Source organism: Natronococcus sp. CG52 (assembly GCF_023913515.1).
Lineage (GTDB): Archaea > Halobacteriota > Halobacteria > Halobacteriales > Natrialbaceae > Natronococcus > Natronococcus zhouii.
On the sequence record NZ_CP099391.1, the window covers coordinates 823114 to 838768 of the forward strand.

15 protein-coding genes are annotated in these 15655 nt (G+C 66.5%); 9 read left to right on the forward strand and 6 right to left on the reverse strand.

Annotated features, from left to right (window positions below; translation table 11 throughout):
- Nucleotides 1-35 precede the first annotated feature (35 nt).
- The gene (locus NED97_RS04285; protein ID WP_252489488.1) at nt 36-2168 is read right to left on the reverse strand and encodes an IucA/IucC family protein; all 2133 of its coding nucleotides are present in this window, start codon (nt 2166-2168) and stop codon (nt 36-38) included.
- Nucleotides 2169-2258: 90 nt separating this feature from the next.
- Nucleotides 2259-3041 (reverse strand): NAD(P)/FAD-dependent oxidoreductase, encoded by a 783-nt coding sequence (locus NED97_RS04290; RefSeq protein ID WP_252489489.1) that lies wholly within the window; start codon nt 3039-3041, stop codon nt 2259-2261.
- Nucleotides 3042-3180: 139 nt separating this feature from the next.
- Between NED97_RS04290 and NED97_RS04295 the strand changes: the two genes are divergently transcribed.
- The 3 genes from NED97_RS04295 to NED97_RS04305 all read left to right on the forward strand — a co-directional run bounded on the left by NED97_RS04295 (nt 3181) and on the right by NED97_RS04305 (nt 5841).
- Nucleotides 3181-3702: an SRPBCC family protein gene (locus NED97_RS04295; RefSeq protein WP_252489490.1), complete on the forward strand. Its 522-nt coding sequence runs from the start codon at nt 3181-3183 to the stop codon at nt 3700-3702.
- Between the two features lie 103 nt (nt 3703-3805).
- On the forward strand, nt 3806-5143 hold the full coding sequence (gene trkA / locus NED97_RS04300) for a Trk system potassium transporter TrkA (RefSeq protein WP_252489491.1): 1338 nt from the start codon (nt 3806-3808) through the stop codon (nt 5141-5143).
- A 218-nt stretch (nt 5144-5361) separates the two neighbouring features.
- Entirely contained in the window at nt 5362-5841 is a 480-nt protein-coding gene (locus NED97_RS04305; RefSeq protein WP_252489492.1) for a response regulator, read from the forward strand.
- Between the two features lie 30 nt (nt 5842-5871).
- Here NED97_RS04305 and NED97_RS04310 read toward each other — a convergent pair whose 3' ends face one another.
- Nucleotides 5872-6939 (reverse strand): M42 family metallopeptidase, encoded by a 1068-nt coding sequence (locus NED97_RS04310; RefSeq protein WP_252489493.1) that lies wholly within the window; start codon nt 6937-6939, stop codon nt 5872-5874.
- 163 nt (nt 6940-7102) lie between these two features.
- On the opposite strand from NED97_RS04310, the gene NED97_RS04315 reads away from it, so the two are divergent.
- The 6 genes from NED97_RS04315 (at nt 7103) to NED97_RS04340 (ending at nt 12747) form a co-directional block, all read left to right on the forward strand.
- Nucleotides 7103-8272 (forward strand): thiolase C-terminal domain-containing protein, encoded by a 1170-nt coding sequence (locus NED97_RS04315; RefSeq protein WP_252489494.1) that lies wholly within the window; start codon nt 7103-7105, stop codon nt 8270-8272.
- The gene (locus NED97_RS04320) at nt 8269-8664 is read left to right on the forward strand and encodes a Zn-ribbon domain-containing OB-fold protein (RefSeq protein ID WP_252489495.1); all 396 of its coding nucleotides are present in this window, start codon (nt 8269-8271) and stop codon (nt 8662-8664) included. Before NED97_RS04315 ends, NED97_RS04320 begins: the two co-directional genes overlap by 4 nt.
- Nucleotides 8665-8990: 326 nt before the next feature.
- The gene (locus tag NED97_RS04325; protein WP_252489496.1) at nt 8991-9476 is read left to right on the forward strand and encodes a hypothetical protein; all 486 of its coding nucleotides are present in this window, start codon (nt 8991-8993) and stop codon (nt 9474-9476) included.
- Nucleotides 9386-9745 carry a hypothetical protein gene (locus NED97_RS04330; protein WP_252489497.1) on the forward strand — a complete coding sequence of 120 codons (360 nt, stop codon included), beginning with the start codon at nt 9386-9388 and terminating at the stop codon, nt 9743-9745. The genes NED97_RS04325 and NED97_RS04330 overlap by 91 nt, the downstream gene beginning before the upstream one ends.
- Before the next feature lie 52 nt (nt 9746-9797).
- On the forward strand, nt 9798-10652 hold the full coding sequence (locus tag NED97_RS04335) for an NAD+ synthase (RefSeq protein WP_252489498.1): 855 nt from the start codon (nt 9798-9800) through the stop codon (nt 10650-10652).
- 478 nt (nt 10653-11130) lie between these two features.
- Nucleotides 11131-12747: a BCCT family transporter gene (locus NED97_RS04340; protein ID WP_252489499.1), complete on the forward strand. Its 1617-nt coding sequence runs from the start codon at nt 11131-11133 to the stop codon at nt 12745-12747.
- A 75-nt stretch (nt 12748-12822) separates the two neighbouring features.
- Here NED97_RS04340 and NED97_RS04345 read toward each other — a convergent pair whose 3' ends face one another.
- The 3 genes from NED97_RS04345 to NED97_RS04355 all read right to left on the reverse strand — a co-directional run bounded on the left by NED97_RS04345 (nt 12823) and on the right by NED97_RS04355 (nt 15427).
- Nucleotides 12823-13797, reverse strand: coding sequence for an alpha/beta fold hydrolase (locus NED97_RS04345; RefSeq protein WP_252489500.1), 975 nt, complete (start codon nt 13795-13797; stop codon nt 12823-12825).
- A gap of 134 nt (nt 13798-13931) precedes the next feature.
- A complete protein-coding gene (gene meaB / locus NED97_RS04350) occupies nt 13932-15014 on the reverse strand; it encodes a methylmalonyl Co-A mutase-associated GTPase MeaB (RefSeq protein WP_252489501.1) in 1083 nt (360 codons plus the stop codon).
- On the reverse strand, nt 15011-15427 hold the full coding sequence (locus tag NED97_RS04355) for a cobalamin B12-binding domain-containing protein (RefSeq protein WP_252489502.1): 417 nt from the start codon (nt 15425-15427) through the stop codon (nt 15011-15013). Before NED97_RS04355 ends, meaB begins: the two co-directional genes overlap by 4 nt.
- Between the last annotated feature and the right edge of the window lie 228 nt (nt 15428-15655).

A 15655-nucleotide genomic window follows, 5' to 3' on the forward strand; every position in this document is an offset into this window, starting at 1 on the left:
GTTAAGCGTAGCGAGCCGTCGCCGTCTCGAGCGGGTTACGGATCGATCCGCCGCCGTCCGGCCGCGGAGAGCGGGTTCGACACCTCGCTCGTCACGTACTCGTGGCGCTTGCCGCGAAGACGCATCGCGGTCAGCGCCTTGTGCGTCGTCGGCTCCGCGAACAGTGCGCGCTCGTCGCGCCGGATCCGATCGTCGGGAGCCGCCGCGTCGGCTCGGAGCGTCTCGAAGGCTCGTTCGCACCGGGCCTGGATCCGTTCCCAGCAGGCTCGCTCGTCGACGGGGAGTTCGTCGGCGATCGTCGCGACGAGTTCCGCGAGGTGGTTCTGGAAGAGCGCGTAGTACAACTTCCGGTAGAGGTCTCCCTCGCCGTCGGCGTCGACGTCCGAGTCCGGATACGGCTCGAGCGAGAGTCCGTGTTCGGCGAGCCGTTCCCGGTGCACTCGAATCCCGCCGAGATCGCGGACGAGGGTCGCGACCGGGCGCGCGTCCTCGACGTCGAAGACGATCAGGCTGTTCTGGAGGTGGCTCTCGACGGCGATGCCGTACACGCACAGCAGTCGGAGCTGCTCGGGGACGACGACGCGGGCGTACCGGTCGACGAACGCGAGCGCCGCGTCGGCGGTGTCGGCGGCGTCCGTCGTCTCTCCGTGCTGTTCGATCAGCTCGCGGACGAGGGGGCGGCCGGTGGTTGGCGCGTCGGCGACGAGACTCGAAGCGACGACCGGCGCCGATCCCTCGTCTACGAGCGGGTGAGTGGACGGATTCGTTCGGGCCAGCCCCGAGAGGTGTCGGGCGTCGTCGAACTCGTCGCCGCTCGGATGGGGTCCATCCGGCGGGTAGTAGCAGGTCGCCGCCGGCTCGGAGAGCAAGCCGAGCGTCTCGAGTGACTCCCGTTCCTCGAGCGCTCGGACGACGTCGGTCACCTGCGGCCCGTTCGTCACGGCGTGGGGCGACAGCGTCCGGACGACGTTCGTCGTCTGGACGGGGATCGCGAGCTTGAGGTGAGGAAGCGGTTTCCCTCCGGTGCGTTCGGTTTCGTGGGGAACTACCGTCCGGAGGTTGAGCTGCGGCGTCGCCGGCTGAGCGTAGTCCGGAATCGGGACGACCCGTCCGTCGGCCCGCTGACGAGCGTAGCGTTCTGGGATCGTCCGGTGGTACTGCAGCGGATGGACGGGGATGACAGCGTATTCTTCGCGCGCGCGACCCGCTGGAATCGCGCGCTCGAGGGCGTCCTCGAGTCCCGCGAACGTCGCGTACAGTCGGTCGGTCAGCCGATCGGCGCCGTCCGCACGCGTCTCCAGGGCGTACTCCCTGTCGACGGCGACGAACCGAAGGTCGATTCGGTCGGTGAACTCCGGCGCGTAGGCGAGCCCGTCGGCGGCGTTCATCCCCCGCCGGATCTTCCCGGCGGGATGGAACGGGTGACCGTCGGTGACGATCCGCTCGAATGCGGTGGCGGGATCGGCGGCCGAGACGCCGGTCTGAATCGTCTCGAAGACCGAGTCGGTCGCTCCGGCGGTTCCGTCCCGAACGACCCGCGAGTGGACGCGGCCGGCCAGCCGCGCCAGCGCGAGGTTGGCGACGCTCTCGGCGACCTCCTCGCGGATCCGGGTGGCCTGGTCGGCGTCGCTGAACGCGCCTTCGCGCTCGAGGAGCGGGACGAGATCGACCGGGTGCGTGATCCGTTCGGCTCCGGTGGGAGTCGTCCTTGCCGACACTGTATCCGGCGACCACTGCTGGACCGGACCGATAAGCCGGAACCGGTCGTAGCCGCGTCTCGCCGCGACCGGGATCACCAGAAGCGTCTCGGAGGCGGGAAACGAGAGGAGCGCGAGTCGACGACATCGGTCCGGTAGGGGTTCCGCGAGCGAGCGCAGTCGATCCGCGTCGAGGCCGTCGAACGGCGGCAGCTCCGCCGGAAGCTCGGAGAGAGCGGGTTCGACGAGGCGAGGCGTGGGGAGGCCCGCTGGTTTTCCTCGGAGGATGCCGTGGACGAATCGACGAAGGATGTCGCGTCGAGCGTCTTCGAGCGCCTCGAGATACGGAGCCTCCGCCGGCGTCTCGAGGTCGTGGGCTCGCGCGTAGTGGGTGGCCGCGCCGAACGCCTCCCGCTCCGCGCTCGTTCGGAGGCGTGCCGAACCCCGGTCTCGTCGGGTCGTTCTGTTCATGGTCTCGTCGGTGATAGTGGACTCTCCATCGCGGTTCGTGATAACTCCCCGGGCCGGCGTGCCGGCGCAGGACGGCGGTTTGGACCGCGATCAGTCCCGATCGACGCTCGGGTGCGTCGTCGGTCGTTCGTCCAGCGGCTCCGAAAGCGCCTCGAGCATCGTCTCTCGCGCCTTCTCGTCTCGAGCGCGCCGTTCGTCGTCGTCGATCTCCTCGCAGCCCGGGGGTACCTCGCGGCCGCGGCCGGTGAAGTACCCCTCCGGGACGACCCAGTCGTGGTAGAAGTTCGCGTCGGAGTCGTGAATCACCGCGAAGCCCACTTTCGCGCCGTGTCCGGCCGCGATGATCGCCTGGTGGGGCTCGTCCGCGATTCGGCCCGCGGCGTAGACGCCGTCGACCGCCGTCCGGCCGCCCTCGTCGACGCTGACGAAGTGTTTGTTCCCGCGCTGTTTCCGGCCGACGTCGAGTGATTCGAGGAAGTCGCTGTTCGGCCAGGAGGCGGCGATCACCCGGCGGGCCTCGAGCGGATCGCCGCCCTCGGTTTCGAGGACGAATCCCTTCTCGAGGTCGGTGTCGTCGATCGGGTCGACGCTGGTCACCCGTCCGAGTTCCAACGCGGCACCGGCGTTCCTGGCCTGCTCCCGAGTGAGCTGGAGGTAGTGTCGGGCGTCGATACCGTCCGGAAATCCGGGGTAGTTTTCGAGGCTGGCGTTGCGCTTGAGGATGGACCCGCCGGCGTCGCCGGACTGCGTCCGGCTGCTCGGGGGATTTCGTCCCCCGCTGTCGACGACCAGCGTCTCGAGCCCGGCGCGCGAAGTGAAAATCGAGGCGGCGAGGCCGGCCACGCCCCCACCGACGATACAGACGTCTCGCATACGCGGTCGTTACCGCCGAGTCGTATAGAAGGTTGTCAACGCCGGGTGCCATTTCGCGTCGAGCCTCGACTTCCGTCCCGTCGGTGATCGTGAGTCTCCGGATGGTAATCCTTACTACCGGAGCCGGCGTACGTCGTCCGTGGACAGGATTCTGCTCAGTACGGTCGCTCACCGCCCTCCCGAGGAGGTGTTCCCGTACGTTCGATCGTTCGCCGACTACCCTCGATACTCGGAGCACCTGAAGGACGTTCGCGTCCACGGCGACGGCGACGTCGGCTCCGTCTACGATCTGCGGCTCAGCTGGTGGAAACTCAACTACACCGCTCGTTCGAAGGTGACCGAGATCGACGCTCCGGCGTCGCTCGAGTGGCGACTGCTCAACAACGTCGACGCCCGAGGGGAGTGGCGCGTCGAGCCCGAACCCGAATCGGCGCCCGACGGCGTCGAGACGGCGAGTCGGATCTACTTCGAGGCGGTGTACGATCCGTACTCGGCGGACGAGAGCGCGCTCTCGCTGCCGCGGTTCGTCTCGCTGGACTGGGTCGTCGGGAAGGTCGAACCCCGAATCATCGACGAGGCCGAGACGGTGGTCCAGCGGCTGGTCGCGGATATCGAGGGCGAGCCCCGCGACGTGGAGTTGACGGTTCACGAGATGCCGTAAGCGGTTCGACCGTTCCTCACGAGGCGAATGCACTTTTCCCTCGGTACCGTACTACGGGTGTGACGCAACTCGATGCACAGCTACGACTGCGGGTGACACGCTCGTGTACGTAATCGTCGTCGGTGCGGGTGAGGTCGGGTCGAACATCGCCGAGAGCCTCGACGACGATCACGAGGTCGTCGTGATCGACACGGACGAGGATCGTATCGAGGAGATCACCTACTCTCACGACGTGCTGGCGGTCGAGGGCGACGGGACTTCGATCGAGACGCTCGAGGAGGCGGGGATCGAGGACGCGGATATGGTCATCGCGAGCACCGACGTCGACGAGACGAACATCGTTATCTGCGGGGCCGCGAAGGCGATCGACGACCCGTTCACCATCGCTCGGATCAAGAAGACCAAGCTGTTGCGGACCTGGGAACGGTCGGAGAGGGCCTTCGGCGTCGACTTCATGGTCTGTACCGACCTCCATACGGCAGAGACGATCGTCCGGATCGCCGGGCTACCGAACGCACACGACGTCGAAACCTTCGCGAACGGAGTCGTTCACATGGCGGAGTTTACCGTCGGATCCGAGAGCCCGGTCACCGGCCAGACCGTCTCGGAGGCCGACCAGTTCGAGTCGCTCACCTTCGCGGCGCTGTTTCGCGGCGACGAGGTCGTCGTTCCGAGAGGCGAGACGCGCCTCCGGGAGGGCGATCGGGTCGTCGTCATCGGTTCCCGGCGGAGTGTCCGCGGGTTCGCCAACGTGTTGACGCCCGAACCGGTACTCGAGGACGCTGACGACATCGTCATCGTCGGCGGGAGCGAGATCGGTTATCAGACGGCCCGGCTATTCGAGGCCGAGGGGATCGAACCGCGGCTGATCGAACACGACCCCGATCGGGCGCGGGAACTGGCCGAGGAACTCCCGGAAACGCTCGTCTTCGAGAGCGACGCCACCGACGTCGACTTCCTCGTTCGCGAACACGTCGACGAGTCGGACATCGTCGTCGCCGCCCTGAACAGCGACGAGCGCAACCTCCTCGTGGCGCTGCTCGCGAAACGGATCGGGGCCAAGCGGACGATCGGCGTCGTCGAGTCCGCCAGACACGTCGATCTCTTCGAGACGGTCGGGATCGACGTCGCGGTCAACCCGCGGCTCGTGACGGCCGAGGAGATCACTCGCTTCACCCGCGAGTACCGAACGGAGAACGTCGCCATGCTCGAGCACGACCGCGCGGAGGTCCTCGAGATCGAGATCGGCGTGGAGAGCATGCTCGCTGGAAACCGCATCCGTGACGTGATAGCGAACCTTCCGGACGGCGTCGTCGTCGGCGCGATCACTCGCGACGGGGAGTTGATCACGCCGCGCGGCGAGACGGTCGTCGAACGCGGCGATCACGTAATCGTCTTCGTCGAGACCGCGGCGCTCGACGAGGTTACGGCGGCCCTGTAGCCCAGCCGCCTCCTCTGGAGAGCGCGTCATACTCTCGGGGAACTATATAAAAACGTTACATAGGTAGTCACCATCCTCACTTACCCCAGTCTCGTCCGAACTGGTATGGAACACCCGAGCCAGCCACAGCCGACGATTCACGAGCAAGGCTACGACGATCCCGCCGTTAGGGGTCCGCGTACGGCACTCGTCGACCGGCAGGCCACGCACGCGAGGCGATGAACGATCGCGACGCGTCGGCTCGCGAACCCGATTCGTCGGACGGGGAGCGAACCGACGACGCCGACATCCTCCTCGTCGAAGACAATCCCGGCGATATCAGGTTACTCCGGGAGGCCCTCGACGTTACCGAGATCCCACACCGACTCCACGTCGTCACCGACGGGAACGACGCGCTCGACTTCATCTACCGGCGAGACGGGTTCGAGGACGCCTCGCAACCGGATCTGATCCTCCTCGATCTGAACCTTCCCCAGACCGACGGTCACGAGGTCCTGAACGAACTGAAATCTGATCCGGAACACGGTCGGATCCCGGTTATCGTTCTCTCGAGTTCGAGCGAGGAAGGGGATATTCGACGAGCCTACGCGGCGGGAGCGAACGCTTACCTGACGAAACCCGTCGATCCGAACGAACTCGTCGATCGGGTCGAACTGATCGAGACGTTCTGGTTCTCGGTCGCTCGCCTGCCGGATTAGTCGGATTCCGTTCTCGAGTCCACTGCGAGATTACAGCGTGTACTCGTGGTCACCGTCCTCGGTCGCGAGGAACGCCTCGAGGAGGTCGATCGTGGCTGCGACGTCGTCGACGTGAGCGGTCTCGGTCACGGTGTGGAGATACCGGGTCGGAACCGAAATCGCCCCCACGGGCTTCGCTCCGGCGGTGTTCTGGAAGCCGGCGGTGTCGGTGCCGCCGGCCGGCATGATCTCGAGCTGGTAGTCGATCTCTTCGCTCTCGGCGACGGCCTTCAGCCGCCGGTGGACCTTCGGGTTCGTGATGACGCTCGAGTCCTTGAGTTTGATCGCGGTGCCCTCGCCGAGGTCGGTCACGTGTTCGCCGTCGTCGAAACCGGGAACGTCGTTGGCGATGGTGACGTCGAGCGCGATCGCGAGGTCGGGGTCGACGTCGACGCCGAGCGCGTTCGCGCCGCGCAGGCCGACCTCCTCCTGGACCGTCGCGCAGAAGTGGATCGTGACGTCGGGATCCTCGAGCCGGCGGGCGGCCTCGAGCATCGCGAACAGGCAGACGCGGTCGTCGAGCGCCTTTCCGGTGATCGTCTCGCCGACGCGTTCGGTCGTCTGGTCCATCGTGACGAGGTCCCCGCGGGAGATCCGCACGGTCGCCTCCTCGTAGGGGAGGCCGACGTCGACGGCGACGTCCTCCACCTCGGGCGTCTTCTCTCGCTCCTCGTCGTCTAACGTGTGTGGCGGCGGCGAGCCGATTACGCCGGGAATGTCGCCGTCTTCGGTGTGGATCGACACGCGCTGGGCCTTGAGGACGCGGGCGTCCCAGCCGCCGAGGGCGTCGAGTTCGACGAAACCGAAGCCGTCGTCGCTGCCCCGGACGTGACGAACCATGAAACCGATCTCGTCCATGTGGGCGGCGACGGCGACCGAGTAGTCGGAATCGCCCTCGAGCGTCCCCACTACGTTCCCCATCGCGTCGGTGCGAACGCGGTCGACGTTCTCTTCGAACTCCCGGACGACGAGTTCGCGGATGCGGTCCTCGTAGCCGGGAACGCCGCTCGTCTCGGTAAGTTCCTCGAGAAGATCGGTATCGAACGAAACGGGTGTCATGGTCTCACGTGCGATCGAGAGTGTCATAAACGCGTGGAAACTCGTCGGGGACTTCCGAGAATACACTCGGCACGGAGTAAATTCACGGGTTCTGGCGTCTGTCGCGGCCGGCGTTGAGATATTAACCGCGGGGTATTAACGGATCCACCTGCAAGGAGTGTGTATGCATGACGTACGTGTCGCAGGCGCCGGACTGACCGCGTTCGGGCACAGTCCCGAGCGGACGAGCCGGGACCTATTCTCGGAGGCGACTATCGCCGCCTTCGATGACGGCGGTGTTTCCAGGGAGGACGTCGACGCGCTTCTCTACGGCAACTTCATGGGAGAGCTGTCGGAACACCAGGGCCACCACGGCCCGCTGATGGCGGAGGCTGCGGGCGTCCAGGCGCCGGCGACCCGCTACGAGTCGGCCTGCGCCTCGAGCGGTACCGCCGTTCGCGACGCCGTAATGCGGATCCGCAACGGCGAGGACGACGTCGTCCTCGTCGGCGGCGCCGAACGGATGACCAACCTCGGAACGGCGGGCGCGACCGAGGCGCTCGCGATCGCCGCCGACGACCTCTGGGAGGTCCGCGCCGGGATGACGTTCCCCGGCGCCTACGCGCTGATGGCCCAGGCGTACTTCGACGAGTACGGCGGCGAGCACGAGGATCTGGCCCACATCGCCGTCAAGAACCACGAGAACGCCCTCACCAACGAGAAGGCCCAGTACCAGAGCGCGATCGAGGTAGCGGACGTGCTCGAGGCGCCGCCGGTCTCGGAGCCGCTCGGTCTCTACGACTCCTGTCCGATCTCGGACGGCGCCGCCGCGGTCGTTCTCGTCAGCGACGAGTACGCGGCGGAACACGGTCTCGACGCACCGGTTTCGATCTCGGGGACGGGCCAGGGCGGCGACCGGATGGCGCTACACGACCGCGAGTTCCTCGCTCGCTCCCCTGCCGCCCGCGACGCCGGCGAGGAGGCGTACGCTGACGCCGGAATCGACGCCGGCGACGTCGACGTCGCCGAGGTCCACGACTGCTTTACCATCGCCGAGGTGCTCGCGATCGAGGCGCTCGACCTCGAGTCCGTCGGCGAGGGAATCTCGGCGGCCCGCGACGGACGGACGACCGCAGACGGCGAGACGCCGGTCAACCTCTCGGGCGGCCTCAAGGCGAAGGGACACCCCGTCGGCGCGACCGGCGCCTCCCAGATCGCCGAACTCGCCGCGCTCCTGTCGGGCGACCACCCCAACAGCGAGTTCGTCCCGGACGCGACGACCGGCGTCGCCCACAACGCGGGTGGCACCGTCGCGAGTGCGACGGTTCACGTCCTGGAGGTGAGCGATCAATGAGCGACGACGAGTCCGAAGTTCAGGACGCCGGCTTCGACGAGTGGCTCGACGCCGCCGAAGCGGACGAGGCGTACGCCCTCGAGTGTCCGAACGATCACGGCTCGCTCCCGCCGCGTCGCGTCTGTCCCGAGTGCGGCGCGACGGAGCTCGAGGAGGTTCCGCTGCCCGGCACCGGCGAGATCGAGACGTTCACCGTCACGCACGTCCCGACGCCGGCGTTCGAGGAAGACGCACCGTACGCGACGGCTGTCGCACGCTTCGGTCCCGTCCGGGTGACCGGACAGGTCGTCGGCGTCAACCTCGAGACGGTCGAGAACGGGCTCGAAGTCGAACTCGAGATCACGGTTTCGGAGACGACCGGCGAGCGCGTTCTCGGATTCAGCCCGATCTGAAGTCACGTCCGCCCGCGTTCTCGACCGGCAGCGAGACGGTGTACGACCGCCGTCCAAACGTTCCACTAGTCTCAGGACCCAGGAGATCGATAGCGAAGCCGCAATCGTCACGTCGGTCGGCGGGCGTCTCCGTGTACTCTCGGAAGAACGGGTCTCTTAGAACTGAAAGTCGCTACCGACCGTCGCACGGACGTGATCGACGCCTGTGACTCGCTCGAGCTCGAGCGTTTCGTCGTCGACAGCGCGGGACGAAGCCCGGCGACGACGCGACGGGCGGGGATCACTCGATCGCGTACATCCTCGTCCCGACCGGCGCGGTCGACGGCGTGTTACAGGAACTGCGCGGGGAGGGAGTCGAACGGGATCAGTACGTCGGTATCATCGACGTGGAGGCGGCGATCGGCGTCGAAACCGACGAGGTTTCGGGCCGGTTCGGCGAGGGGCCGCGCAACCAGCGCGGAATCACTCGCCGCGAACTGCGCGCGAAGGTGCAGGATCTGCAGCCCGGTCGGGTCTCCCACGCGGTGTTCGCGGCGCTCGCCGGCGCGGTCGCGACGGCGGGACTGCCGTTCGACTCGGCGATCGTCATCGTCGGCGCGATGGTGACCGCCTCCCTCGCGTTTTACGCGGTCGGCTACCGGACGGCGCTGCTCGATTCCGTCCGGGAGGATCTCTCGCTGTCCGTCCAGGCCGAGTCTACGCGTTCGTCGACGCGCTCACCGTGTTCGCGACGGTTCAGCACCTCGCCTTCGAGAACACCGCTCAGCCCGAGATCGAGGGCGCCCTCGAGGAACCCCGCCACGACGAACTGAAACCGGTCTCCGTCTCCGCGGAGTACACGAGTCGGGGCGTCTTCGACGAACGGCAGACCGTCACCGTCCACGTCGCAAAACCGACCGACAGCGAGTATCCGGGACTCGAGAACGAGTTGTGCGACCGTAGCGCCGCCGAAACCGGCGAGGCGGTGGTCGTCGAGGTGCAGTTCGTCGACTACCAGCAGTCCGCCGGCGAACAGCCCGACGGCGACGAAATAACGGGCCGGACCGGTACCGAAATCGTACGGTTCAGACCCGCTCGATGAGATAGAAAGCCTGTCCCTTTTCTGCGAACCAGTCAGTTATACGGGCGTTCACATGGCGAATCTCTACGAGCAGACCCAGGACGAGATCGAACCGGTCGACCTCCGATTTGCGGAAGACGAGATCGAAGCACAGGTCGACCACCTTACCGATTTTATTCAGAAACGGGTCGACTCGATGGGCGCCGACGGCGCCGAAATCGCGCTCTCCGGTGGGATCGACAGTACGGCAACCGCTCACCTCGCAGTCGAGGCGCTCGGCGCCGACAACGTCCACGGCGTCCTCCTCCCCAAGGAGGTAAACGAGGAGGAGAACATGAGCGACGCGGAACGCGTCGCGGAGGACCTCGGGATCGATTACGACGTGATCGGCATCGATTCGATCATGGAGGAGGTCCTGGAGCAGGGCGACGCCGAGACCGACAACCCCTCGGAGGATCACTGGGAGGGTCGGTACGTCGGCAACACCAGCGCCCGCGTGCGGATGACGCTAATCTACCTCATCGCCAACCGCGAGAATCGACTCGTGCTCGGCACCGGGAACCGCGCGGAGCTCGCGACGGGCTACGTCACCAAGTACGGCGACGGCGGCGTCGACTGTAACCCGCTGGGTAACCTGTACAAACAGCAGGTCCGACAGGTCGCCGCTCACTTCGGCGTTCCCGAGTCGATCGTCCGGAAGACGCCGACCGGCGGCATGGTCGACTACGAGACCGACGAGGAGGAACTCGGTCTCGGCTACGACACGCTCGACGCCGTACTCGCCTTCTACATCGACGGCAACCTTCCGGCGTCGGTCGTCTCGCGGCTGACCGAAACGCCCGTCGACGGCGTCAAGCACGTCGAACAGCTCCACGAGGAGAGCGCTCACAAACGGACACCGCCGGCGGTTCCGGAACCGCTGTTCTGATCGACACGTAATCGATCCGGACCGGATATTCGGCATTCGAGCGCGAGTTCGACAGTGATGAGAGATGGACGACGGGGCCCGATAAGACCAACACGAGTGCGAACGCCACAGCTTCAAGTGCGTCTGTCGGTACTATCGGGGTACTATCGAGCCGCAGATCCGTTTGCTCGAGGCGTACGGCGTATCAGCAGTCTCGGTCGCCACGTCCGCGATCGGGCGGCGACGGGGAGGGTGTCCTCCTCGAGTACCACCGTGAAAAACGAGCTATTCGACGGTATCACGCAACTGGGAACCACGACGCGAACCGGCACGGACGTCGATGAACAGCGAGCAAGACGCCGCAGGAACGGAGATTCGCGCCGTACGATGAGATCGCGATCACGACTGGACTCGCGTATACCGTTCCACCGGTCACCGAAGCGAGACGAACCCCTACACACATGATCCACGATTCGTGGCGTTCAGCGGTGATGTACGAATGAGCGGTATCCGAAACGCCTGGCAGCGGTTTACCGACGAACTCGATTACACCGTCTTCGGCGCCGGTTTCGCCGTGACGCTGCTCGCGGTACTCGCGTTCGCGTTCAGAGACGAGGCCGCTGCCAGCCAGATGGAGAGAGCGAACGAATTCCTCCAGGCGAGTTTCGGCTGGGCGTACCTGCTGGTCATGTTCGTCCTGGTCGTCTTCGTCGGCTTCCTGATATTCAGCCCGTGGGGCAACATCACGCTCGGGAAGGACGGCGAGGAGCCGGCGTTCAGCTTTCCCGCGTACTTCGCGATGCTGTACTCGGCGGGAATCGCGGCGGGAGTCGTCTTCTGGGGCCCCGCCGAGGCGATCTTCCACTACGACGCCGTCTCGCCGTTCGTCGGCGCCGAGTCGCACACCCCCGAGGCTGCCGTCGGCGCCATCCAGTATACGTTCTTTCACTGGGGAATCTCCGCGTGGACCGCCTACGTCGTACTCGGAATTCCGATCGCGTACTACGGCTACCGGTACGACGCGCCGATGCGTATCTCGACGATCCTCGTTCCCTGGCTCGGACAGGACAACCTCGACAGGCCGATCGCAAAGGCCGTCGACATTCTCGCGGTGTTCGCGACGATCGGCGGCGTCGCGGCCACCCTCGGCTTCGTCGGCGACCAGTTTCTCACGGGCATCGAGTGGACGACCGGCACCGCGGTCGGAGATGCTGGGACCGTACTCGTCATCACCGGGCTGACGGTCGCGTTCACCGTCTCGGTGGCCCTCGGCGTTCGGAAGGGGATCCGGCGGATCGCTTACTTCAACCTCGCACTGTTCGGCCTGTTGCTGATCCTGACCTTCCTGCTCGGGCCGACGCGGTACATCATGGCGCTGGGAACGGAGGCGCTCGGCGGCTACATCGACGACTTCATCACGATGAGCTTCTACACCGGCGCGGACGCTAGCGAGAGCTCGAGCGTCGCCGGCTGGGTCGGCGGCTGGACGATCTTTTACTGGGCGTGGTGGTTCTCGTGGGCCCCCTTCGTCGGGCTGTTCATCGCGCGAATCTCGCGGGGCCGGACCGTTCGACAGGTCGCCGTCACCGGCGTCCTCGCCTCGACCAGCATCACGATCCCGTGGTTCGCGACGATGGGCGGCTCGGCGATCTTCTTCCAGCAGACCGGCCAGGCCGACATCCTCGGCGCGATCGCCGTCCACGACGAGGCCGGCGCGGGCTACCCCTTATTCGAGGCGCTCCCGCTCGGCGGCGTGCTGACCGTACTGTTCCTCCTGCTGGTGACGACGTTTTTCATCACCTCGGCGGACTCCTCGACGCTCGCGCTCGGCATGCTGACCGCGGGCGGCGAGGAGGAACCCTCGACGATCAACCGAATAATCTGGGGCTTTCTGATCGGAGCGCTCGCGTCGCTGCTGATGGTCGTCGGCGGCGTCGACGCGCTGCAGGCGGCCGCGATCATCACCGGCGGACCGTTCGCGATCATCACGCTGGTCGCCGCCGCGTCGATGGTGCTCGCGTTCGGAAACCGGGAGTCGATCTTCCTCCGCGAGGAGGACGACGTCTCCGTTCCCGGCTCCGAGAACGTCATCGATCAGGATCCGGCGGACGACTGATCGGTCCCGGGTCTCGCCGTCTCAGTTTGAGCCGACGACCGAGATCGGAAGGAGGTGAACTGCGAGCGGACGATCCTACGCGTTGCCGTCGGAGCCGGTATCGACGTCGATGTCGGCGCCGAGGTCGGTATCGAACAGCTCCACCAGCAGGTACTCGACGAACTTCTCCGGGTGCTCGGCGTGGGGAAGCTGGGTGGCGTAGTCGATGACGACCAGATCGAGGTCGGCGGCGTCGGCCAGATCCCGGCCCTCGCTGAGCGGGACGAGTTCGGCGTCTCGGCCCCAGACGAGCGTGGTCGGCGTCTCGAGGGCCGCCAATTCGGTCTGGAGGTCGAAGTCGGGGTCGAGGGTGCCCGACGCGAACGAGGCGGGTGCGTACCGCGCGCCGGGCTGGTGGGCGCTCTTCCAGGCGTACTCGACCTCGTCCTCGTCGATCCGGTCCGAATCGTAGTAGCCGTCGCGGTCGTAGAAGTACCGCAGCGAGGGTTTGCTCGCGAGGGCGTTAAACAGCGTCGTGCCGACGATCGGCGATCGAATGAGCGTCCGCAGCCGCGGTCGGCTCTCGCCCGTATCCGCGGTCGGACAGATCAGGACGAGCTGGTCGAACTCGGTGTCGCCGGCCGCGTCGACCGCGAAGGCGCCGGTCAGCGAGGAGGCGATGACGATCGGCTCGTCGGTGATCTCCTCGGCGAAGTCGCGGATGAACTCGGCGTAGAGGGTCGCGGAGTAGACCAGCGGCGGCCGCTCCGACCGGCCGAATCCGGGGAGGTCGACGGCGACGACGTGGTAGTCCTCGGCCAACCGCTCGACGATCGGCTCGAACTCGTAGTTGCTCGCGCCGGCGTGAACGCCGTGGAGGAGGAGGACGTCCTCGTCGTTCGGGTCGCCGGCGACGGTGTACGACGTCTCGACCCCGCGCCAGCGGTACGTCCGCTCGAGGCCCGGAAGCTGGTGCTCGAACTCTCGAGCGCGGGCGCTGAGCAGCCGGTTGCCGAGGACGGCCGCGCCGACGGTTCCGACGATGCCACCGAGGGCAGTTCGGGCTCGCATACGGAACGATACCCCGGCGAGTGCCTTAGACCTGCGGTTGGCATTCGGCGGCCGGGAGCAGACCGCGCCGTTCTCGCGGGCGGTCGCGGTCGAGAACCGGCCGCGCCGATCCCGCAGCTACCGTCTCCGCCGAGTCACTCGTCGCGGTCGGTCTCGAGTTCGCCGAGACACGAGCGGACCGGCTCGAGGACGTCGCCGGCGATCGTGTAGGGGTCCGTCTCGCCGCGATGGACGGCGTCGGCGAGGTCGTCGATACCGCCGGCGCGCTCGAGTTCCGACTCGAGCATGGCGTGAACGTCCTCGCGGAGCAACGTCCGGATCTCCTCGGCGTAGCGCTGGCGGGCCTTCTCGGCGTGAGTACCGGAGTCGACGAGGTGGCTCTGGTGGGCGGCGAGTTCGTCGATGAACGTCTCGACGCCGGTTCCGTCGGTGGCGACGGTCTCGACGATGGGCGTCGTCCAGCGGTCGGACGGCTCGTCTTCGGTGGCTTCCCGGGTCGATACGGCGGTGCCGCTCTGATCGCTCGTCGCGTCGGCACCGTGGTGTCCGCCCCCGCCGAAGCCGCCGCCGGAGTCGAGTTCGATCATCTCTCGCAGCTCTTGCACCGTTCGATCGGCTCCCGGACGGTCCGCCTTGTTGACGACGAAGACGTCTGCGATCTCGAGGATACCGGCCTTCAGCGTCTGGACGTCGTCGCCCGATCCCGGCGGGACGAGCACCGCGACCGTGTCCGCGGTGCGAACGATGTCGATCTCGTTCTGGCCGGCGCCGACCGTCTCGATGATGATCCGGTCCTTCCCGAAGGCGTCCATCGCCTTGACGGCGTCCGCCGTCGCGGTCGAGAGTCCGCCGAGCGTCCCGCGCGCGCTCATCGAGCGAACGAAGACGTCCATGTCTCCCACCGTCGAGGCCATCCGAATGCGGTCGCCCAGCACCGCACCCCCCGTGAAGGGCGAGGAGGGATCGATCGCGATGATGCCGACCGTCTCGCCGCGGTCCCGGTACTCCTCCGCGAGTTTGTCGACGAGCGTCGACTTTCCCGCGCCGGGACTCCCCGTGATCCCGACGACGCTGGCGTCGCCCGTGTGAGCGTAGAGCGCGGACACCAGGTCCCGGTAGCCCGGCGCGCGGTTCTCGATCTTCGAGATGACCCGGGCCAGCGCGCGGTGCTCGCCGGCGAGCAGGTCCTCGAGCAGCGCTTCGTTGTCCGCGTTCATCGATCGGGCGCGTTCTCGCGGACGAACTCGATCGTCTCCTCGATCGACGTGCCGGGGCCGAAGATGGCCGAGACGCCCGCTTCCTCGAGTTCCGGACGGTCCTCGTCGGGGATGACGCCGCCGACGAGCACGAGCGTATCGTCCTTGGCGCCGTACTCCTCGAGGCCGTCCATGATCTTCGGGACGAGCGTGTCGTGAGCACCCGAGAGGATCGAGATTCCGAGCACGTCGACGTCCTCCTGGACCGCGGCCTGGACGATCTCCTCGGGCGCCTTGTGCAGACCGGAGTAGATGACCTCGAACCCGGCGTCACGGAACGCGCGGGCGATGACGTGCGCCCCGCGGTCGTGACCGTCGAGACCGACTTTGGCGACGAGACACCGAATCGACTCCTGTTCCTGTTCGCTGCTCATACTACCCCCTTCCCCAGCCGCCTGTTTGACTTTAACGGAAGTTCCGGCACGTTTTCATCGATGCCGTCCGCCGTACTGGACCGCGATCGATTTGCCAGTATCCGGAACGGTTTCGAACCGAATCGGTTCGTCACCCGGTCACCAACTGCTAACAAATCGCATTCCGAACCAAAGGCCTAAGAGCGAAACGACCTTACATTCGGCCAATGACTATCGTTCATCTATTGC